18 protein-coding genes are annotated in these 19254 nt (G+C 65.2%); 11 read left to right on the top strand and 7 right to left on the bottom strand.

The genetic code is table 11. The annotated features are described in order from the left end of the window. The first annotated feature begins 55 nt into the window (after window positions 1-55). The 3 genes from ACVWZM_RS25050 (at window position 56) to ACVWZM_RS25060 (ending at window position 2258) form a co-directional block, all read left to right on the top strand. Window positions 56-1369: a pilus assembly protein TadG-related protein gene (locus ACVWZM_RS25050; RefSeq protein ID WP_233475675.1), complete on the top strand. Its 1314-nt coding sequence runs from the start codon at window positions 56-58 to the stop codon at window positions 1367-1369. A 74-nt stretch (window positions 1370-1443) separates the two neighbouring features. Continuing rightward, on the top strand, window positions 1444-1884 hold the full coding sequence (locus ACVWZM_RS25055; protein WP_168857846.1) for a TadE/TadG family type IV pilus assembly protein: 441 nt from the start codon (window positions 1444-1446) through the stop codon (window positions 1882-1884). Beyond that, window positions 1881-2258, top strand: a complete 378-nt coding sequence (locus ACVWZM_RS25060) for a TadE/TadG family type IV pilus assembly protein (protein ID WP_225164603.1) — start codon at window positions 1881-1883, stop codon at window positions 2256-2258. Before ACVWZM_RS25055 ends, ACVWZM_RS25060 begins: the two co-directional genes overlap by 4 nt. 171 nt (window positions 2259-2429) lie before the next feature. Here the strand turns inward: ACVWZM_RS25060 and ACVWZM_RS25065 are convergent, their stop codons facing one another. Both ACVWZM_RS25065 and ACVWZM_RS25070 read right to left on the bottom strand, forming a co-directional pair. Continuing rightward, window positions 2430-2807 carry a response regulator gene (locus ACVWZM_RS25065; RefSeq protein ID WP_016845302.1) on the bottom strand — a complete coding sequence of 126 codons (378 nt, stop codon included), beginning with the start codon at window positions 2805-2807 and terminating at the stop codon, window positions 2430-2432. Window positions 2808-2844: 37 nt separating this feature from the next. Then, window positions 2845-3711, bottom strand: a complete 867-nt coding sequence (locus ACVWZM_RS25070; protein WP_229189167.1) for an MJ0042-type zinc finger domain-containing protein — start codon at window positions 3709-3711, stop codon at window positions 2845-2847. A gap of 181 nt (window positions 3712-3892) precedes the next feature. Here ACVWZM_RS25070 and ftsE point away from each other — a divergent pair, with 181 nt between their 5' ends. From ftsE to ACVWZM_RS25090, 4 genes are all read left to right on the top strand, one after another. Then, window positions 3893-4552, top strand: coding sequence for a cell division ATP-binding protein FtsE (gene ftsE, locus ACVWZM_RS25075; RefSeq protein WP_016845305.1), 660 nt, complete (start codon window positions 3893-3895; stop codon window positions 4550-4552). Further along, window positions 4545-5516, top strand: a complete 972-nt coding sequence (locus ACVWZM_RS25080) for a cell division protein FtsX (RefSeq protein ID WP_057017877.1) — start codon at window positions 4545-4547, stop codon at window positions 5514-5516. Before ftsE ends, ACVWZM_RS25080 begins: the two co-directional genes overlap by 8 nt. A 162-nt stretch (window positions 5517-5678) precedes the next feature. After that, complete coding sequence (locus ACVWZM_RS25085; protein ID WP_076827440.1) at window positions 5679-6389, top strand: YdcF family protein; 711 nt, start codon at window positions 5679-5681, stop codon at window positions 6387-6389. Between the two features lie 139 nt (window positions 6390-6528). Continuing rightward, the gene (locus ACVWZM_RS25090; RefSeq protein WP_057017876.1) at window positions 6529-7296 is read left to right on the top strand and encodes a lysophospholipid acyltransferase family protein; all 768 of its coding nucleotides are present in this window, start codon (window positions 6529-6531) and stop codon (window positions 7294-7296) included. A gap of 233 nt (window positions 7297-7529) precedes the next feature. Here the strand turns inward: ACVWZM_RS25090 and ACVWZM_RS25095 are convergent, their stop codons facing one another. From ACVWZM_RS25095 to ACVWZM_RS25110, 4 genes are all read right to left on the bottom strand, one after another. After that, window positions 7530-8753, bottom strand: coding sequence for an ABC transporter substrate-binding protein (locus tag ACVWZM_RS25095; protein WP_456855185.1), 1224 nt, complete (start codon window positions 8751-8753; stop codon window positions 7530-7532). A gap of 161 nt (window positions 8754-8914) precedes the next feature. Further along, complete coding sequence (locus ACVWZM_RS25100; protein WP_057017874.1) at window positions 8915-10396, bottom strand: aldehyde dehydrogenase; 1482 nt, start codon at window positions 10394-10396, stop codon at window positions 8915-8917. Between the two features lie 107 nt (window positions 10397-10503). Continuing rightward, on the bottom strand, window positions 10504-10974 hold the full coding sequence (locus ACVWZM_RS25105; protein ID WP_057017873.1) for a peroxiredoxin family protein: 471 nt from the start codon (window positions 10972-10974) through the stop codon (window positions 10504-10506). A gap of 57 nt (window positions 10975-11031) precedes the next feature. Continuing rightward, a complete protein-coding gene (locus ACVWZM_RS25110; RefSeq protein ID WP_229189169.1) occupies window positions 11032-14334 on the bottom strand; it encodes an efflux RND transporter permease subunit in 3303 nt (1100 codons plus the stop codon). Window positions 14335-14398: 64 nt separating this feature from the next. On the opposite strand from ACVWZM_RS25110, the gene ACVWZM_RS25115 reads away from it, so the two are divergent. Continuing rightward, the gene (locus ACVWZM_RS25115; RefSeq protein ID WP_456855186.1) at window positions 14399-14632 is read left to right on the top strand and encodes a hypothetical protein; all 234 of its coding nucleotides are present in this window, start codon (window positions 14399-14401) and stop codon (window positions 14630-14632) included. Window positions 14633-14649: 17 nt separating this feature from the next. Here the strand turns inward: ACVWZM_RS25115 and ACVWZM_RS25120 are convergent, their stop codons facing one another. Then, window positions 14650-15246 (bottom strand): gamma-glutamylcyclotransferase, encoded by a 597-nt coding sequence (locus tag ACVWZM_RS25120; RefSeq protein ID WP_057017872.1) that lies wholly within the window; start codon window positions 15244-15246, stop codon window positions 14650-14652. Between the two features lie 153 nt (window positions 15247-15399). Here ACVWZM_RS25120 and ACVWZM_RS25125 point away from each other — a divergent pair, with 153 nt between their 5' ends. The 3 genes from ACVWZM_RS25125 to ACVWZM_RS25135 all read left to right on the top strand — a co-directional run bounded on the left by ACVWZM_RS25125 (window position 15400) and on the right by ACVWZM_RS25135 (window position 19186). Next, window positions 15400-16587, top strand: coding sequence for a DUF2125 domain-containing protein (locus tag ACVWZM_RS25125; protein WP_057017871.1), 1188 nt, complete (start codon window positions 15400-15402; stop codon window positions 16585-16587). A 284-nt stretch (window positions 16588-16871) separates the two neighbouring features. Then, a complete protein-coding gene (locus ACVWZM_RS25130; protein WP_225160494.1) occupies window positions 16872-18440 on the top strand; it encodes a hypothetical protein in 1569 nt (522 codons plus the stop codon). A 239-nt stretch (window positions 18441-18679) separates the two neighbouring features. Beyond that, window positions 18680-19186, top strand: coding sequence for a hypothetical protein (locus ACVWZM_RS25135; protein ID WP_076827451.1), 507 nt, complete (start codon window positions 18680-18682; stop codon window positions 19184-19186). Window positions 19187-19254: the final 68 nt, after the last annotated feature.

The following is a 19254-nucleotide window of genomic DNA, read 5'->3' on the forward strand; positions in this document are numbered from 1 at the left end:
TAAGTCGCTTGCGTCACCTTACTTCGGAAAATTGGCAAGCGTCTCAGGAGAGCACATGAGGCACAGCCGTTTATTCATTGCATCGTCATACCGGCCATTGGGTATTACTCGCCGGCACCAACATCAGACCAGCTTGGTTCGACAATTCGTTCGAGACCAGTCGGGCAGCTATGTGATCATTTCAGCGCTGCTCATGCCGGTCCTGGTCGGCACGGCAGGGCTGGGTACCGAAGTGGGATGGTGGTACTACAAACATAAGAACATGCAGAGTGCCGCCGACTCCGGCGCGGTGAGCGCCGCAACGGCGGCAAGTGCAGGCGCCGACCTTTTGTCCGAAGCCAATGCGGTCACGGCAAACTACGGTTACGCGAACGGGGCGAACAACGTCACGGTCAGGGTGAATCAACCGCCGAAGACCGGCAGTCAGACGTCGAACCTGCAGGCGGTCGAAGTCATCGTGAGCCAACCGCAACAGCGGTTGCTGTCAGCCTTGTTCGGCTCGGCCCCGGTGCCGGTCACCGCGCGCGCGGTCGCGCTGCCGAATTCCGGGACGGGCTGCGTGCTTGCGCTCAACGCCAGCGCCAGTCCCGCGGTCAACGTGAGCGGCGGCAACCAGCTCAACCTGATCAAGTGCAACCTTTACAGCAACTCGGGTGCAAGCCCATCGCTCAACGTGGCCGGCAGCGCGACGGTCGCCGCCAATCAGGTCGGCGTCGTCGGCGACGTCTCCGGCACCAGCAACATCACGGCCACCAACGGCGTCAAGACGCATGTGAAGCCAATGGCTGACCCGTATGCGAACGTCTCTCCGCCGTCGAAGCCGAGCTGCACGAACGCCAAGATTACGGTCAATTCCAACGGAAAGACGAACTCCCTCAGCCCCGGCTGCTACTCGGGCAGCATTACGGTGAACGCCGGCGCAACGCTGAACCTCGATCCAGGCATCTATTACCTGGACGGCTCGAACTTGAGCGTCGCGGGCAACGCCACCATCACGGGCAGCGGCGTGACCCTGGTCTTTACGGGCTCGGGAAGCAAGTGGGGCACGGCTTCGATCGGCAGCAACGCCATCGTCGATCTGACGGCGCCGACCTCCGGCTCCACGAAGGGCATCGTCATGTATGGCGACCGCAACATGCCGGCCGGGACTACCTTTAATCTCACGGGTGGTGCCACCCAGAACTTCGGCGGCGCCATCTACCTGCCGAAGGCCGACCTCAGCTTCGGCGGTGGCAACGGCACAAGCACATCATGCACCAAGATCATCGCGGACACGCTGACGTTCAGCGGCACGTCGAACCTTCAGGTCAATTGTTCGGCGCTCGGCACCGCGACGATAGGCACGCAAACCGCGCAACTCATCGAGTGAGGTTGGCCCCGATGCAAATCCAGAGATCCTCATCCAACAGCCGTGGTCGATTGGTTTTCTCTCTGACGCGGCTTGTGCGCACCGCCGTTCACGACAGGGGCGGCGTCGCGGCCATCGAATTCGGGATCATGATCCCGTTGCTGTCCCTGATGGTCGTCTCGGTAACCGACATCGGACTCGCGCTCTATCGCAAGATGCAGGTCGAGAATGCCGCGCAGGCGGGAGCGCAATACGCCATCGTGCGCGGCTTTGACGAGACTGGCGTCACCAGCGCCGTAACAGCCGCCACGAATTCCACAGCCATCAATGCTTCGCCCAAGCCGTACCAGTTTTGCGGGTGCCCGACCAGTTCGGGGGTCAGCACCGTCAGTTGCGGTGCGGTCTGCCCCAGCGGCGCGCAGGCCGGAACATATGCCATGGTTTCGGCGCAAGGGACCTACTACACGCTGATCAATTATCAGATTGTGGCGGCCTCCTACACCTATAGCGCCCAGTCCACTGCGAGGCTGCAGTGAAACTCACACCGCTATGGCGGGACAATCGAGGGGCCTCCGCGCTGGAATTCGCCCTGACCGCTCCCGTGTTCTTCCTGTTCATATTTGGCATCATCGAATTCGGACTGCTGTTCTGGACTCAGCTCGGGCTGCAGCACGGCACCGAAATGGCGGCGCGTTGCGCGACCGTCAACAGCACGCTCTGTCCGAGCGGGAGCGCCATCACGAATTACGCCGCGCAGCAGGCGTTCGGCCTCACGCTCCCGGCGCAGACATTCACCTATTCCACGTCAGCCTGCGGCAACGTGGTCAGCGCGAGTTATGCATTTCAATTTGCGCAATTTCTCAATCTGTCCCCGGTGACGCTGACCGCCCGGGCATGCTTTCCGAGTTGAGCTCATAACCCTAGTGTCCCGAATCCGAAGTTCGCATCATTTGCCCCATCTTCGGAGCGAACTTCGGATTCGATAAGGACACTAGCAAACTGATGATTCTAGTGTGCTTTATGAATGCGAAGTTCGTGAAAGTGGCTGCCGCGAAATCGCACGAACTTCGCATTCAGCACACTAGCCGGCCTTCCGCGCCGCCAGCGCGTCCGCGACTGCGGTGCGGATATCGGCCACCGAGAACGGTTTCGTCACCACGTCATGCACGATCGCCTCGAGGCCGGAGGCGCGTTCGCGCTGATGGGCGAAGCCGGTCATCAGCAGGATCTTCAGCGCAGGGAAGTCGCGCGCCGCGGTCAGCGCCAGCGCGATGCCGTCCATCACGGGCATCTGGATGTCGGTGAGCAGAAGGTCGAACGCGCCTTCGTCGCGCGTCAGCACCTCCAGCGCCTCGGCGCCGTCCTGCGCGGTCACGGTTTCGTGGCCGTCCATGGCGATGGCGCGCGCCACCAGCGAGCGCATTGAGTCTTCGTCGTCGGCGATCAGAACACGCGTCATGGTGATTGGTCGGTTCCCGATGGAGTTGGCCGGCGGCTCACGCGCGGCCGCCGGTGAGATCACGCTTGTTGAAGAAGCGTACGTCGATATTGCGGCCTTCGGGCGGCGGCGAGGCGAGGCGCGACTTGAAGAAGGCCCGCTCGCCGGGATTGAGCACCGGCTGCTCCAGCACGGCGTTCCAGGCATAGATTTCGGCGCCTTGCGCGTCGCGGACCGAGAAGCGCAGCCGCGGCAATTCGACCGGCTTCCTGGTCTGGCCGACGATCATGCCCTCGATCACCAGCACCGGCTTGCCGTCCACGGTCTCGTTGGTGATCTTGAGATCCTTGAAGGCGAGCCCGCGCAGATTCACGTCGAGCCCGGCCATCTTGTAGAACAGCGCGGTCTGCGGCAGCAGCCGCACCACGTCGTTGCGCCAGACGAACAGCGCGATGATCAGCGCGGCCATGGCGCCGCAGGTGGTCGGCAGGGCACCGATTACCGGCATGAACGGAATTCGGGGCAGGGCGGGCAGCCGGAACAGGCGGGGAAGCCGGGGCAGGCGGAAGCGGCCCCTGGTTCCCGCGTCCCCGGCGTCGGCATGGGCCGCGGCATCCGCCTCGGCCAGCGCCGGCCATTCCGTGTCGGCGTCGCTGCCCTCGGTGGGCAAATCGGCCGAAATCGAGGGGCTCTCGACCATCGGGGTCGCGTCAGCCTCCTCCCGGCCCATGGCCTCCCATTCGGCGGCGAGGTCGGATCCGGCGGACTGATAGGCCAGAGTGGGCGCGGTCGCCCCGACGGCGTCCTCCGGCCGGGCCAGCCAGACCTCCCGGCAGCGGGAACAACGGACGGTACGTCCGGCCTCGCCAAGGGTGGCCGGATTGATGGCGTAGGATGTTGTACAATGCGGGCAGACAATATGCATGGAGGCCGAATCTCCACCGTGTGGATGCCCGGATGCTACTTAGCGACCGTTAACGAATCGGAAACCATAACCGAAGCACAAGCTTTCTGTGCGGTTCGCGGGCGCTCGGCCGGGGTTCGGGCCGTCTTCGCCGTCGGTGTAGGGTATTGGGCCATCGGCCCTCTCGAACGGAGCTAGCGCATTGGTTCGGTTCGAAAATGTCGGTCTGCGCTACGGGCTCGGCCCGGAGATTTTGCGCGACCTCTCGTTCATGATCCCGGCGCACTCGTTCCAGTTCCTCACCGGGCCGTCGGGCGCGGGCAAGACCTCGCTGCTGCGGCTGTTGTTCCTGTCGTTGCGGCCGACCCGCGGGCTGGTCAATCTGTTCGGCAAGGACGTCTCGCTGCTGAGCAAGGATCAGGTCGCCGACCTGCGCAAGCGGATCGGCATCGTGCTGCAGGATTTTCGCCTGCTCGATCACATGACCACCTATGAGAACGTCGCGCTGCCGTTCCGCGTGATGGGCCGCGAGGAATCGAGCTATCGCCGCGAGGTGATCGATCTCTTGAAATGGGTTGGCCTCGGCGAGCGCATGGACGCGCTGCCGCCGATCCTGTCGGGCGGCGAGAAGCAGCGCGCCGCGATCGCGCGCGCGGTGATCTCGCGGCCGCAACTGCTGTTGGCGGACGAGCCGACCGGCAGCGTCGATCCGACGCTCGGGCGCCGCCTGCTGCGGCTGTTCATCGAGCTCAACAAATCCGGCACCGCGGTCATCATCGCGACCCACGACATCACGCTGATGGATCAATACGAAGCGAGGCGGCTGGTGCTGCATCAGGGACGGCTGCACATCTATGAATAGGAGCGGCGACGAGAAAGTGTCGTTGGTCGATCTCGGGCGCGAACGCCCGCAGGTCCCGGCCACTGCGCGCAACATGTCGCCGATCGTGCCGCGGGCGTCGATTTCGGGCCGTGCACTGGTCGCGGTCGTCGCGATCATGACCTTCCTCGCCTCGCTGACGACAGGCACCGTGCTGCTGGTCAGCGCGTCAGCCGCCGAATGGCAGTCGGAAGTATCGAGCGAGATCACCATCCAGGTGCGCCCCTCGCCGGGCCGCGACCTCGATCGCGACGCGCAGGCCGCGGTGGACGCGATGCGGGCGCAGCCCGGCATTCTCGAGGTCCGTCCGTTCAGCAGGGAGGAATCCGCCAAGCTGCTGGAGCCGTGGCTCGGCAGCGGGCTCTCGATCGACGAACTGCCGGTGCCGCGCGTCATCGTGGCGCGGGTGCAGCCCGGCACCACGCTCGATCTCGCCGGCTTACGCGCGCGGGTGACGCAGGCGGCGCCGACCGCAAGCGTCGACGATCACCGCGCCTGGATCGAGCGCATGCGCTCGATGACCGGCGCCACGACGTTCGCCGGCGTCGGCATCCTCATCCTCGTGATCATCGCAACCATCATCTCGGTGTCGTTCGCGACCCGCGGCGCGATGGCCGCCAACCGCCCGATCGTCGAGGTGCTGCATTTTGTCGGCGCCGGCGACAGCTTCATCGCCAACCGCTTCCTGCGGCATTTCCTTCGGCTCGGCCTCGAAGGCGGGCTGATCGGTGGCGGTGCGGCGATGCTGGCGTTCGGCTTCTCCGAGTCGATCGCCAACTGGTTCTCCGGCACGCCGGTGGGCGACCAGTTCGCGGCCCTGCTCGGCACGTTCTCGCTGCGTCCGTCGGGCTATCTGGTGCTGGCGATGCAGGCGGTGCTGATCGCGGCGATCACCGCGTGGGCATCGCGGCGCACCCTGTTTGCCACGCTCGACGACATCGACTGACGGCGCCGCGAAAACTCGAAATCATGGCGCCGCCTCGTGATCGCATTTCGTCGCCCAAGTGTGATTTCGCGCGCGGCACGCGGCACTGGTCCCGAGGAAAACCGGTTTCCACTTTTCCGGATCATGCTTTAAAATCCCCCGGGGGAAGGATAACCGCATCACATGAGTTTGCAGTCCGACGATACGTCGCCGAATGGCTTTGCCGCGCGCCCGCGCGGCTGGCTGCGCGCCGTCATCGTCGCGCCGCTGGCGCTTGCCTTCGTCGCCGCGGCGGTCGGCTTTGTCGGCTTCCTCTCGCAATTGCGCGGCGTCGAGACCGACCCGCCGCAAAATGCCGACGGCATCGTGGTGCTGACCGGCGGCTCGTCGCGGGTGTCCGACGCCATGGAACTGTTGGCTGCCGGCTACGGCAAGCGTTTGCTGATCTCGGGCGTACATCCGACCAACGACGCCAGCGACATTTCCCGCTCCGTGCCGGACAGCAAGGGGCTGATGAGCTGCTGCGTCGATCTCGACCGCTCGGCGCTGAACACCCGCAGCAACGCGGCGGAGACGCGGCGCTGGGCGCGCGAGCGCGGCTTCAAGTCGCTGATCGTGGTGACCTCGAACTACCACATGCCGCGGGCGATCGTGGAACTGTCACATGCGATGCCCGACGTCACGCTGATCCCGTTCGCGGTGGTCGGCGACAAATGGCGCGACGAGCCGTGGTGGACGAGCGGCGCGACGTTCCGTCTCTTGCTATCGGAATACGCCAAATATGTCGCCGCCGAGATGCGGGTGCGGCTGGCCGGTCTCGGCCTCGACCTGACCTCCGATCTCGCCGAGCCGGCTGCCGCGCCGCGCCGCCCGGCGACGGCGCAGGCGAATTGATGTATCAGGCACCGTCATTCCGGGGCGATGCGCGGCATCGAACCCCAATTCGTAATTGCGAATTGTGGAATCTCGAGATTCCGGGTCTGGTGCTGACGCACCATCCCGGAATGACGGTGTAAAGGATAGTGTTGAGAGAATGACTTCAATCTTCCTGCGCTCGCTGATCTTCAACGTGCTGTTCTATCTCGTGCTGGTGGTGCTCTGCATCATCGCGCTGCCGGCGCTGCTGTTGCCGCGGGGGGCGTTGATGGCGCTCGAAGTCGCGTGGGCCAACACCAGCCTGTTCCTGATGCGCGTGATCTGCAACATCAGGATCGAGTTTCGCGGGATCGAGAAGATACCGAGCGGGCCGCTGGTCGTCGCCTCGAAGCACCAGTCGTTCTGGGAGACGTTCGCGCTGGTGCGCTTCTTCGAGCATCCGCTGTTCATCCTGAAGCGCGAGCTGATGATGATCCCGGTGTTCGGCTGGTACCTCAAGAAGGTCGGCATGATCTCGGTCGAGCGCGGCGGCGGCCCGCGCTCGCTGATCAAGACGCTGAAGCGCGCGGCGGCCGAGGTGAAGCTCGGCCGGCAGCTTGTGATCTTTCCCGAGGGCACCCGTACCGCACCAGGGGCGCCGCCGAACTACAAGGCCGGCGTCGCGCAGATCTATGCCGAGAGCGGCGTGCCGTGCCTGCCGATCGCGCTCAATTCCGGGCTGTTCTGGCCGCGCCGCACCTTCATGCGCTATCCGGGGACGCTGGTGGTCGAATTCCTCGATCCGCTGCCGCCGGGATTGCCGCGCGATGAGTTCATGGCTCGCTTGCGCGACCAGATCGAAACCGCCACCACCCGCATCGTCGAGGCCGGCCGCGCCGAGCAGGCGAAATTGTTCGGCGGTGTGCCGAACGCGGCGAAAGGGTAGGGCGCAGCACAAGCCCTGGTGCGGTTGCTGCCGGGAATTTCGTGCGCGCGGTTTCGTCGGTCCCTTCAGAAATCGTCATGCCCGGGCTTGTCCCGGGCATCCACGTTTTTGGTTCGGCCCGAAGCAAGACGGTGGATGGCCGGGCACAGGCAAGCCGAAGCGATGCCGTCCTTCGGGCGGCTGCCCGGCCCATGACGATGCGGAGAGTTACCGTATTGCGAATGGCGTCGCCACTACTGAGCGGCCGCCGCGTCGGTGTTGAAGGTCTCGCCTTGCGGCACCCAACTCTTGCCGTCGAACGTCGCGATCTGCATCTGCGTGAACGGCGCATAGCGGTCCGGCCGCGTCGAGATAGCGATGCCGGGCAGCAGCAACGGCGCAACCACCTTGTTGAGGTTGGTTGCCTGCTTCAGCAAATTCTCGCGCGTCAGATCATCGCCGCACATCTCGATGACCTTCACCGTCATATAGGCCGAGATGTAGCCGGTGACGTTGCTGCCGTCGGCGATGTCGCCTTGCGGATACCACTTCGCCAGGAATTCCTTGAACTCCTTCACGTCGGCGGCGTTCTCCCAGGTGGGATCGGTCGGCGTCTTGAACGCCAGCGCGGTCAATAATCCCTTCGAAGCTTCGATGCCGGCCGGCTCCATGACGCCCTTGATCGATGAGGAGACGCTGACCACGTAGTTCAGCGGTTTCCATCCGAGCTCGTAGACCTTGCGTATCGCCTGCGCGCCGAACTTGGGCGTCGCCATCGTGAACAGCGTGTCGGCGCCGGAGGCTTTCAGGGAGACGATCTGCGAATCGACCGTCGGATCGGAAACCTCGTAGGTCACTTCCTTCACGATCATCGTCTTCGCCTTGTCGCCGAGGCCATCCTTCAGCCCCTTGACGTAATCCTTTCCGGCATCATCGTTCTGGGAGAACACGCCGAGCTTCGCGTCGGGCTTGTTCTTCAACAGATATTTGGCGAAGATCATGCCCTCCATCTGGTAGGGCGGATAAAGCTGGGTGGTCCACGGGAAGTTCTTCGGGTCGTCCCATTTTGCCGCGCCCGTCGAAATGAAGATCTGCGGGACCTTCTTCTGGTTCAGATACTTCTGGATCGCTGAATTGGTCGGCGTGCCGATGGTACCGATGATTGCCAGCACCTCGTCCTGTTCGACGAGGCGTCGCGTCTGCTCCACGGTCTTCGGCGGCGAATAGGCGTCGTCCAGTGAAATCAGCTTGATCTTTCGGCCGTTCACGCCGCCCTTCGCGTTGATCATCGCGTAGTAGGCCTCTTCGAGACGCCCCTGGGTGCCGTAGGCGGACGCCGGGCCGCTATAGGGCATGGTCTGGCCGATCTTCACCTCGGTATCGGTGACACCGGGGCCGTATTTCTTGTCGGCGAGGGCAGGTTGGGCGGTGGCGAGCATCAGCGCGCAGAACACTGCGCGTGAGTAACGAAACGTCATGGCGAATCTCCCCAAGTATCGGCCACGCTCTTCGGCGTGTGCCGTGGGGCTGATGATCGCTGCTCCACCCTGCACGTCAAGTGCGACAGCTCGGCGCGCGGGTGCCGTCGTACCGCTGTCCGTCCGGGAGCGGTGAAGCAAGCGATGTCAGTGCGGAAAACTCACCGCATCACGAACGGATTGGCCGGCACGTCCGTCGCGGTCGAGATCCAGACGCTCTTGGTCTCCTGATATTCGCGGACCGCGTCGATGCCGCTTTCGCGGCCGACGCCGGAGTGCTTCATGCCGCCGAACGGCATCATGTAGCTGATGGCCCGGTAGGTGTTCACCCACACGGTGCCCGCGCGCAGTTGCTTCGGCACGCGGATGGCGCGCGCGAGATCCTTGGTCCAGATGCCGGCGGCGAGGCCGTAGATCGTGTCGTTGGCGATCCGGATGGCGTCCTCCTCGGTGTCGAAAGAGATGATCGACAGCACCGGTCCGAACACCTCCTCGCGCGCGATCCGCATGGTGTTGTCGACGTCGGTGAAGATGGTCGGTTCGACGAACTGGCCGCCCTTGATGCCGTCGCCGGTGGCCGGCTTGCCGCCGAGCAGGCAGCGCGCGCCCTCGGCCTTGGCGATGTCGATATAGTCGAGCACCTTCTTGTACTGCGCCGGCGTCGTGATCGGGCCGACATTGGTGTCGGACTGCATGGGATCGCCGATCTTGGCGGACTTTGCCAGCTCCAGCACCCGCGCGACGAATTTTTCCTTGATCGAGCTCTGCACCAGAAGGCGCGATCCCGCGATGCAGGTCTGCCCCGTGGCAGCGAAGATGCCGGAGATCGCGCCGGCCGCGGCGGCGGTGAGGTCGGCGTCCTCGAACACGATGTTGGGCGACTTGCCGCCGAGCTCGAGCGAGACGCGCTTCAGGCTCTTGGCCGCGGTCTCGTAGACCTTTGCGCCGGTCGTATCGGATCCCGTGAAGGTGATCTTGGCGACGCCGGGATGGGCGATCAGCGCGGAGCCCGCCTCGGGACCGAAGCCGGTCACCACGTTGAAGATGCCGTCGGGAATTCCGGCTTCCTTGGTCAGCGCGGCGAATTCCAGCGTGCTGGCCGAGGTGAATTCCGACGGTTTGACGACCACGGCGCAACCAGCGGCGAGCGCGGCGGCGCACTTCCAGGCGACGAACAGCAGCGGCGAATTCCAGGCGGTCAGCGCCGCGACCACCCCGACCGGCTCATGGGTCGTGTAGGCAAAGGTCTCCGCCTTGTCGATCGGCACCAGGCCGCCCTCGAGCTTGTCGACGAGCCCGCCGAAATACCACCACCACTCCGGATGGTAGCGCAACTGGCCGAGCATCTCGGCCATCAGCTTGCCGTTGTCGCGCACCTCGATCTCGGCAAGGCGCTCGGCATTGGCCGCGACGAGGTCGCCGAGCTTGCGCATCACCTTGCCGCGTGCGGAGGCCGTCATCTTCGCCCAGGGGCCGCGCCACATCGCCTCATTGGCTGATTTCACCGCCTTGTCGGCGTCGGCGGCCGTGCCGCGCGGAATCTTCGCCCAGGCCTCGCCGCGATAGGGATCGATGCTGTCGAACCATTCGCCATTGGCGGGGTCGACATACTGGCCGTTGATGTAGAGCTGATAGGTTTTCATGACATCCTCCCGCAATGCGATGGTTCTGGTTGGCGGAACGCTATCACGCATTGCGCGACGCCGTCATAACGCAGTCGCGTGAGCCGGGTTGCAGCCGAGGCGGGCCGCTATCGGCCATGCGGCGCGGCAAGCTCGGCCGCGATGATCGCGCCGAGCGCCATGTCGCTCTGTTGTCCGAAGCCATGATGCACGACGTTGCCGTCGCGGCCGATGAGGATGCTGGTCGGCGTTCCCTGCATGCCGTAGCGCTGCATGGTGACCGGGATCGGCGTGCCTTCGCCGGCCTCGTCGACGCCGATCGGGAAGGTCAGCCGGTACTCGTGGATGAAGGCTTCCAGCGACACCTCCGTCATCGCCGCGTGGTGCTCGAATACGGTGTGCAGCCCGATCACCTGCAGGTCCGAATGCTTGAACAGCTCGAACGCGCGCTGGGTCTGCGGCGTGCCGTGCGCGACGCAGCCGGGGCACAGCATCTGGAACGCGTGCAGCAGCACCGGCCGGCCGCGCAGCCCAGCCAGGGTCAGCGGCTCGCTGGTGTTGAACCAGCGCGACGCGGCGAGTTCAGGTGCGAGAGTCACAGATCGGTTCCTTGCGTCCGCTCACGGCGCAAGGTTGGCAAGATCGATACCGGTCTGTCAACGACCGGCGGCGCTTGATGCCGCGGCCCGGCGTGCGCGGCGCGCGGCGCGGCGGCGCTGGGTCCAGAGCCTGGCGCGGTCGAGATAGAGATAGACCACCGGCGTCGTGTAGAGCGTCAGGATCTGGCTCAGGATCAGCCCGCCGAAGATCGCGATGCCGAGCGGCTGACGCAGCTCGCTGCCTTCGCCGAGGCCGATCATCAGCGGCACCGCGCCGAACAAGGCAGCCAGCGTCGTCATCATGATCGGCCGGAAGCGCATCAGGCAGGCCTCGTAGATCGCATCGCGCGACGACAGCCCGCGCTGGCGCTCGGCATCGAGCGCGAAGTCGATCATCATGATGGCGTTCTTCTTGACGATGCCGACCAGGAGGATCACCCCGATCATGCCGATGATGTCGAAATCGGTGTGCGACAGCATCAAGGCCGCCACCGCGCCGACGCCTGCCGAGGGCAAGGTGGAGAGGATGGTCAGCGGGTGGATGTAGCTCTCGTAGAGCATGCCGAGCGAGATGTAGATCGTCGCCAGCGCGGCGAGGATCAGGAACAGCTCGTTCGCCAGCGCCTGCTGGAAGATTTTCGCGGAGCCCGCAAACCCGCCGGAAATGCCCGCGGGCATGCCGAGCGCGTGCATCGCGTTCTCGATCGTGGTGGTCGCCGTGCTCAGCGAGACGCCCGGCGGCAGGTTGAACGAGATGGTACTCGAGACCAGGAGATCCTGGTGGTTGACGGAAAGCGGCGTCTCGCCGTGCTCGAAGCGTGCGACGCTCGACAGCGGGATCATGGTCTCCGCGCTGGTGGAGACCGCGGTACCGGTCGATGCGACGCCCTTGCCGGTGGCGCCGATCGAATTGGTGGCCTGGTTGCGCACCACATTGGCGGCGACCGCGCTGACCGAGCTTTTTTGCGAGGACGAGGCCACCGTGCCGGCCACGGCATTGGTGCTCTGCGTGCCGCTCGCCGAGCCGCCCGAGGTCGAGATATAGACCTCCTTGAGGGTCTGCGGGTCCTGCGAGAAACGCGGCGCGACCTCCATGATGACATGATACTGGTTGCGCGCGACGAAAATGGTCGAGACTTGGCGCTGCCCGAACGCGTCATAGAGCGTGTTGTCGAGCTGGCTGACGGTGATCCCGAGCCGGGAGGCGGCGTCGCGATCGATGATCAGATTGGCTTGCAGCGCCTTGTTCTGCTGGTCGCTGTTGACGTCGGCGAGCGTCGGCTCCTTCTGCAATGCCGCGACGAGCTTCGGCGTCCACTCGTTCAGCTCCTCGAAGGTCGAGCCCTTCAGCGTGTACTGATACGCCGCATTGCCCGAGCGTCCGCCGGCGCCGAGGTCGCCGATCGATTGCAGGAACAGCGTGGCGCCCGCGACGCTTGCCAATGGCTCGCGCAGCCGCTCGATCACCTTGTCGGCGCGCAGCCGGCGCTCGTCCATCGGCTTCAGCGAGGCGAACACGGTGCCGGTGTTGGTGCCGCCGGGACCTACGCCGCCGCCGCCGGTGAAGCCGACCGCGGTGTCGACCGCCGGATCTGATTTCACGATGTCGATGAACTGGGTCAGCTTCTGCTGCATCAGCTGGAACGAGGTGCTCTGGTCGGCCTGAATCGAGCCGACCAGCAATCCGGTGTCCTGCTGCGGCACGAAGCCCTTGGGCACCACCTTGTAGAGATGGAAGTTCAAATAGAGCGTCGAGCAGAGGATCAGCATCACCAGGAGCGGATGGCGCAGCGCGAGGCCGAGCGTCGCGCGGTAGCCGTTCAGCATCAGCTCGAAGATGCGTTCGCTGATCCGGTAGATCCGGCCGTGCGGCCGGCCCTCCTCCTTGCGCAGCAGTACCGCGCACATCATCGGCGTCGTGGTCAGCGAGACCACCAGCGAGATCACGATCGCGATCGTGATGGTCATGGCGAATTCGCGGAACAGGCGGCCAACCAGGCCGCCCATCAGCAGGATCGGCACGAACACCGCGATCAGCGACACGCTCATCGACAGCACCGTGAAGCCGACCTCGCGGGTGCCGACCAGCGTGGCCTCGAGCCGCGACAGCCCGGCGTCCATGTGCCGGGTGATGTTCTCCAGCACCACGATGGCGTCGTCGACCACGAAGCCGGTCGCCACCGTCAGCGCCATCAGCGAGAAGATGTCGAGCGTGTAGCCGAGTAGATACATCACGGCGAACGTCGCGATCAATGACACGCCGACCGCCACCACCGGGACCAGCGTGGCCCGGGCATTGCGCAGGAAGGCGAACACCACCAGGATCACCAGCGCCACCGCGATCAACAGCGTGATCTCGACGTCGTGCAGCGAGGCCCGGATTGTCTTCGAGCGGTCCATCGCGAGGGTGATGTCAACCGCAGGCGAGACCGAGGCCTTCAGCTGCGGCATCAGCCCTTTCACGGTGTCGACCATCTTGATGATGTTGGCGCCCGGCTGCCGGTACACGATCATCACGACGGCCGGCTTGCCGTTGGAAAGGCCGAGCGTGCGCACATTCTCGACGGAATCGATCACGTCGCCGACATCGGTCAGGCGCACCGCCGCGCCGTTGCGGTAGGCGACGACCAGCGGCCTGTAGTCGGCCGCCTTGCGGGCCTGGTCGTTGGCGTAGATCTGGTAGCGCTGGTTGCCGACGTCGATGCCGCCCTTCGGGCTGTGCGCATTGGCGCTCGAGAGCGCGGCGCGGACGTCCTCGAGCCCGATGCCGTATTTGTACAGCGCCGGCGGGATCAGCTCGACGCGCACCGCCGGCAGCGAGCCGCCGCCGACCGAGACTTCGCCGACGCCCTCGACCTGCGACAACTTCTGCGCCAGCACGGTCGAGGCGGCGTCATAGAGCTCGGCCGGCGTCAGCGTGTCCGAGGTCAAGGTGTAGATCAGGATCGGCGCCGAGGCCGGGTTGAACTTGCGGTAGGTCGGGTTGGCGCGCAGGTTGGTCGGCAGGTCCGCCCGCGCCGCGTTGATCGCCGCCTGCACGTCGCGCGCGGCGCCGTTGATGTCGCGGTCGATATCGAACTGCAGCGTGATGCGGGCAGAGCCGAGCGAGGACACCGACGTCATTTCGGTGACGCTGGCGATCTGGCCGAGGTGGCGCTCGAGCGGGCTTGCCACCGTGGAGGCGACGTCGGCCGGGCTGGCGCCGGGCAGGGTCGCCTGCACCATGATGGTCGGGATGTCGACGTCGGGCAGCGGCGACACCGGCAGCTTGAAGAACGCAATGATGCCCGCCACCACCAGTCCAAGCGACAGCAGCGTGGTGCCGACCGGCCGTCGGACAAAGGGGGCGGAGAGGTTCATCGAATTTGCGAGCGCTGTTTGCGGATCAGCTTCTATCCGTCCGCGCCGGGATGCAAAAGCCTAAATGTCACAGGGCGGCGCCATACCGCCGCCGCGATTTGCCGGATGCACCGCGGCGCACGCCGAAAATCGAGGATCTGGCAAAACCCGTTTACAAAGGCTGATCGATGATGGTGGTGAAGCGCAGTCGCAAGCACTGCGCAAAGGCCAAATGAAGAAGCTCAAGGCATTCCGCAAGTCGCCGGATAGTCCGCTCGGCGAGGTCGTTAAACGACGGTTGGCCAAGCGAACTAAGTAGAGCCTCGCGACGCAGCCTTACGCATCCCGGGCATCCTGCAGCGGGTGACGCGCCGCGTGGGCATCATGCAGCATCGTCGCTAGCTGGTGCAGCTGCGTGTCGCGAAAGCCCTGCTTCTCGATCGAGGCCACTGTCGAGAGCACATAGTCGCGGTTGTTGCCGGAGCGGCCATGGCCCTGCAGCACCAGGCGCTGCTGCTCGGCGAGCGACAGCCGCCCGGCATATTGCACATGACCGCGATCGACCACATAGGCCAGCGCGCTGACGCGCTCGCGCGCCGCATTCTCCAGCCACACCGAGCGCATCACCTCGCGATAGACGTTGGTGGTCTGCTCGCGTCCGCGCAAATAGGCGATGGTGTCGTGGCGCAGGCGGGCGGCGACGCGGAATGCGATGCCGCGGCAGGCGCCGCCGCGGTCGAGCCCGAGCACCAGGCCCGGCTTCTCCGGCGTGCCGCGGTGGTCGAACGAATAGACGCAGAGCGCGCGATGCTCGCCGATCAGCCGCGCCGGCACCTGTTCCAGGAACTCGAAGCCCGGCTTCCACATCAGTGAGCCATAGCCGAACACCCAGAGGTCGCCGTCGGTTTCGGAATGGGGAGGATTTGCTGACATCGCGCTGATGGGCTAGCAGAACGGGCCGTCGAAGCGAAGCGGATTCCGTGAAGTTTCCAAGGCTTGCTGAAGGCTCGCTCAAGGGTTGCTCGGGGCTTGTTCAAGGCCCGCGGCCGCTTAGATTTTGACAAATTCGCCCGCCAAAGGACCTGCATGTCGGATCAGACCTCCGCCCCCCGCCGCCGCTCGCGCTTCGGCCTTTATGCCGTCCCGGTCGCGGTCCTGATCGCCGCGGTGCTGTGGAGTGCCTTCTGGTTCTTCGCCGCCTCGCAGGTCGGCGTGCAGGCCGATGCCTGGCGCGCGCAGGAGGCGAAGGCCGGCCGGGTCTATGATTGCGGGGACCGTTCGGTGGCGGGCTACCCGTTCCGGTTCGAGGTCCGCTGCACCGATCCGAGCGTGATGCTGGTCTCGCAGACCGCCGCGCCGCAGATGGCGTTCGTGGCGCGGCTCGCCGAGATCCTGGTCGTGGCGCAGGTCTACGATCCCAAGCTCGTGATCGCGGAGTTCAAGGGACCGGCCACGATCGCCGAGCGCGGCGCGCAGCCGACGCTGTCGGTGAGCTGGAGCAAGGCACGCAGCAGCGTGGTCGGCCTGCCGGCGCCGCCGCAGCGCGCCTCGCTGGTGTTCGACGATCTCGCCATCGACCGCACCGGCGGCGCGGCGCCGGTGCCGCTGGCGCGGGTCAATCACATCGAGCTGCACGGCAGGCAGGTCGACGGCTCGGCGCCGGACAGTCCGGCGATCGAGGCCGTGCTGCAGATTGCCGGCGGCACCTTGCAGGAGGTGCATCCGCTGCTCGCCCAGCCGTTCAACGCCGACATCCATGCGCGGCTCAATGGCCTGAAGGATTTCTCGCCGAAACCCTGGCCGGATCGCTTCCGCGAGATCCAGGCCGCCGGCGGCAGCGTCGAGATCCAGCAGTCGCGGATCGAGCAGGGCGATGTGCTGTCGGTCGCGGCCGGCATGCTGCGCCTCAACGCGCAAGGGCGCATCGAGGGCGAATTGCAGATGACGGTCGCCGGCCTCGAGCGCGTCATCCCCGCGCTCGGCATCGACAAGATGCTGGAGGAGGGCGTGCCGCAGGCAACGCTTGATCGCGTCGCGCCCGGCGTGAAGAGCCAGGACCTCAGCAATCTCTTCGGCGCGCTGGATCGCGCCATCCCCGGCCTCGGCAAGGTGATCAAGCAGAACGCCAATGCCGGCATTTCCGCCGGCATCAATTCGCTCGGCACCGAGGCTATCCTCGAAGGCAAGAAGGCGCGCAGCTTCCCGCTGCGCTTCGCCGACGGCGCGGTGTTCTTGGGGCCGCTGAAAGTCGCGCAGATTCCGCCGCTGTTCTGAGCGGATGGACGCTGCGGAAACATCCGTCATTGCGAGGAGCGATAGCGACGAAGCAATCCATGGCTCCGCATATGCCGCGCGATGGATTGCTTCGCTTCGCTCGCAATGAGCATACCGGTAAGGCCACTCACTATCTCCTCGCGCGCTATCGTCGATTACCGCGATCTATTCCCGCCGCCGCGATGAGAAAAACGTGACCGGAATAATACGCCCCGGCGCGAATATCACTCCCCGAGTACCGCTCTCTTTCGCCTGAGGAAACAACCTCGTGTGGAGGAGAAGCGATGCGAATTCTCGGGGGAATTCTGCTCGGCAGCATGCTGCTGTCGGCAGGCTCGGCGTTGGCGGAGGACGATGCGTCCGAGCTGCGTGCGCTGAAGGCACGGCTCAAGCAGCTCGAGCAGAAAATGGAGACGCAGGCGCGCAAGGAGGAGGCGCTGGCCGCAAGACAGAACGCAATTCAGAACGCGCAGATGACGGCGAAGGCGCCGGTGCCGTTCGATCCCTGCGCATCGGGCAAGCTCTGCTACAAGGGCGTCACCTTCACCTTCGGCGGCTGGGTCGATCTCACCGGCATCTATCGCAGCCGCAACCTCGCCTCCGATTCGGGCTCGGTCTACAACTTCATCCCGTTCCCGCAGAGCAAGAACTACAACACCGGCGAGTCGCGCTTCACCGCGCGCCAGACCCGCTTCTCGGTGCTCGCCGAAGCCAACGCCACGGAGAACATCCACGTCGCCGGCTATGGCGAGCTCGATTTCGAGGGCGCGGCGCAGACCGCCAATTCGGTCGCGACCAATTCGTTCAATCCGCGGCTGCGGCAGGCCAGCATCGAGATCGACCGCAGCGATCTCGGCCTGCATGTCCTCGCCGGCCAATCATGGTCGCTGAACACGCCGAGCAAGGCCGGCATCGATCCGCGAGGCGCCGATACGCCGGGCGTGATCGATTTCGAGCTGGTGCCGGGCTTTCTCGGCGCGCGCCAACCCGGCGTCCGGGTCTGGCAGGATATCGGGCCGGAGTTCAAGCTCGCGGTCTCGGCGGAGAATCCGCAGACATCCTTTTTCGGCGGCAACAACCCGCTGGTCGGCACGCCGGCGGTTGGCCCGCAGGGCGTGCTCAATCCGAATCTGCTGGTCAATCTCACCGGTCCGGGCGGCAGCTTCTTCAACAGCCTGAACAATGTCAGCCTCAACCACGTTCCGGATTTCACCGTGAAGGGCGCGTGGGATCCGCGGCTCGGGCCCTACAAGCTGCATGTCGAGGCGTGGGCGCTCTACCGCGACTTCTATGATCGCTTCAACTTCGCCAATCACGACGTCAACACGGTCAGCTTCGGCGGCCACCTCTCGGCCGAGATCGTGCCGAAGCTGCTCGAGGTGCAGGCCTCCGCCTCCTACGGTGCGCTGGGCCGCTTCACCGCAACGCCATTCCCGGATGCAACCGTGCGCCAGGACGGCTCGATCCAGCCGCTGCCGATCACGGCTTTCCTGGTCGGCTCGGTCTGGCACACGACGCCGTCGCTCGATCTCTACGCCTATGCCGGGCTCGAAAAGACCAAGGCGACCTTCTCCAATGTCGGCACGGTGCCGTTCGGCTACGGCAATCCGCTCTACAACAACCTCGGCTGCAACATCGAGAACTCGCCGGCCGCGACCTGCAACGGCAACACTTCGGAGGTGAGGCAGTACACCGCGGGCTTCTACGACACGATCTTCAAGGGCTCCTACGGCACCATCAAGGCCGGCGCGCAATATTCCTACACCCAGCGCTTCGCCTTCCAGGGTGTCGGCGGCGCGCCGAAGACCGACGACCACATCGTCATGACCCAGATCCGCTACTACCCGTTCTAGGGCGTGACGATGTCATTTCGAGCCGAGCTACGAACTCTGGTTACCTCGCCCCGCGCGCGGGGAGAGGTCGGCGCGCATCGTTAGATGCGCCCCGGGTGAGGGGGAGCCTCCGCAAACGTTGCTATCACCATCCATGCGGAGACGGCCCCTCACCCCAACCCTCCAAGAGCACGCTTCGCTTGTCTCGACCCCGTAAGAACGGGGAGAGGGAGTGCACCACCGGCAAAGGAACACCGCACATGAGGATCGTGACCAGACCGAAGCAAAGGGCCGTGATCGCGCGCGAACTGATGATGGTCAGCCGCGCCGCGCATGTGCTGCAGCGAACTGGCCTCGCGATGGCCGGTGCCATGGCCGGCACCTTCGTCGCCGCCCAGCTCGCCAAGGGCCATGTCGCTGTCTTCGGCACGCTCGGCTTCATCGCGACGACGATCGTGATCGGTGCAGTCGGCTTCTATCTCGGCATCGATGTTCCCAAGCCGGTGATGCGCGGCACGGGTCGCATCGATGCCGTCGAGCTGATGAGCGCGGGCGGCATCTTCCTTGCCGCGCTGGCTGCGCTGGTGTCGGTCTACGGCATCGTGTTCGACGAGATTCCGCCGCGCGCCTGGGAGTTCGTGATCGGCACCTGGTGGTTCGGCGGCGGCATCATGCTGGCGACCGCCGGTCTCGTCGGCCGTCAGCGGCTGGCGAACGCCGCCGCGATGTCGACGCGGCCGATCCGGGATCAACGGCTGCGGCGGTGAGCACGGTCGCAGACCTGCGGCCCGCTGCGCCAATCTGTCCCGTAGCTGCGATCGGCCGATGCGATACC

This window comes from Bradyrhizobium sp. USDA 4501, assembly GCF_054062115.1.

What these genes read in the sequence shown, in the direction of transcription:
- ACVWZM_RS25080 (WP_057017877.1), top strand. Translation starts at nt 4,545, where the DNA reads ATGAATAGGAGCGGCGACGAGAAAGTGTCGTTGGTCGATCTCGGGCGC.
- ACVWZM_RS25085 (WP_076827440.1), top strand. Translation starts at nt 5,679, where the DNA reads ATGAGTTTGCAGTCCGACGATACGTCGCCGAATGGCTTTGCCGCGCGC.
- ACVWZM_RS25065 (WP_016845302.1), bottom strand. Translation starts at nt 2,807, where the DNA reads ATGACGCGTGTTCTGATCGCCGACGACGAAGACTCAATGCGCTCGCTG.
- ACVWZM_RS25130 (WP_225160494.1), top strand. Translation starts at nt 16,872, where the DNA reads ATGCGAATTCTCGGGGGAATTCTGCTCGGCAGCATGCTGCTGTCGGCA.
- ACVWZM_RS25125 (WP_057017871.1), top strand. Translation starts at nt 15,400, where the DNA reads ATGTCGGATCAGACCTCCGCCCCCCGCCGCCGCTCGCGCTTCGGCCTT.
- ACVWZM_RS25110 (WP_229189169.1), bottom strand. Translation starts at nt 14,334, where the DNA reads ATGAACCTCTCCGCCCCCTTTGTCCGACGGCCGGTCGGCACCACGCTG.
- ACVWZM_RS25135 (WP_076827451.1), top strand. Translation starts at nt 18,680, where the DNA reads ATGAGGATCGTGACCAGACCGAAGCAAAGGGCCGTGATCGCGCGCGAA.
- ACVWZM_RS25120 (WP_057017872.1), bottom strand. Translation starts at nt 15,246, where the DNA reads ATGTCAGCAAATCCTCCCCATTCCGAAACCGACGGCGACCTCTGGGTG.
- ACVWZM_RS25070 (WP_229189167.1), bottom strand. Translation starts at nt 3,711, where the DNA reads ATGCATATTGTCTGCCCGCATTGTACAACATCCTACGCCATCAATCCG.
- ACVWZM_RS25100 (WP_057017874.1), bottom strand. Translation starts at nt 10,396, where the DNA reads ATGAAAACCTATCAGCTCTACATCAACGGCCAGTATGTCGACCCCGCC.
- ACVWZM_RS25090 (WP_057017876.1), top strand. Translation starts at nt 6,529, where the DNA reads ATGACTTCAATCTTCCTGCGCTCGCTGATCTTCAACGTGCTGTTCTAT.
- ACVWZM_RS25115 (WP_456855186.1), top strand. Translation starts at nt 14,399, where the DNA reads ATGTCACAGGGCGGCGCCATACCGCCGCCGCGATTTGCCGGATGCACC.
- ACVWZM_RS25050 (WP_233475675.1), top strand. Translation starts at nt 56, where the DNA reads ATGAGGCACAGCCGTTTATTCATTGCATCGTCATACCGGCCATTGGGT.
- ACVWZM_RS25095 (WP_456855185.1), bottom strand. Translation starts at nt 8,753, where the DNA reads ATGACGTTTCGTTACTCACGCGCAGTGTTCTGCGCGCTGATGCTCGCC.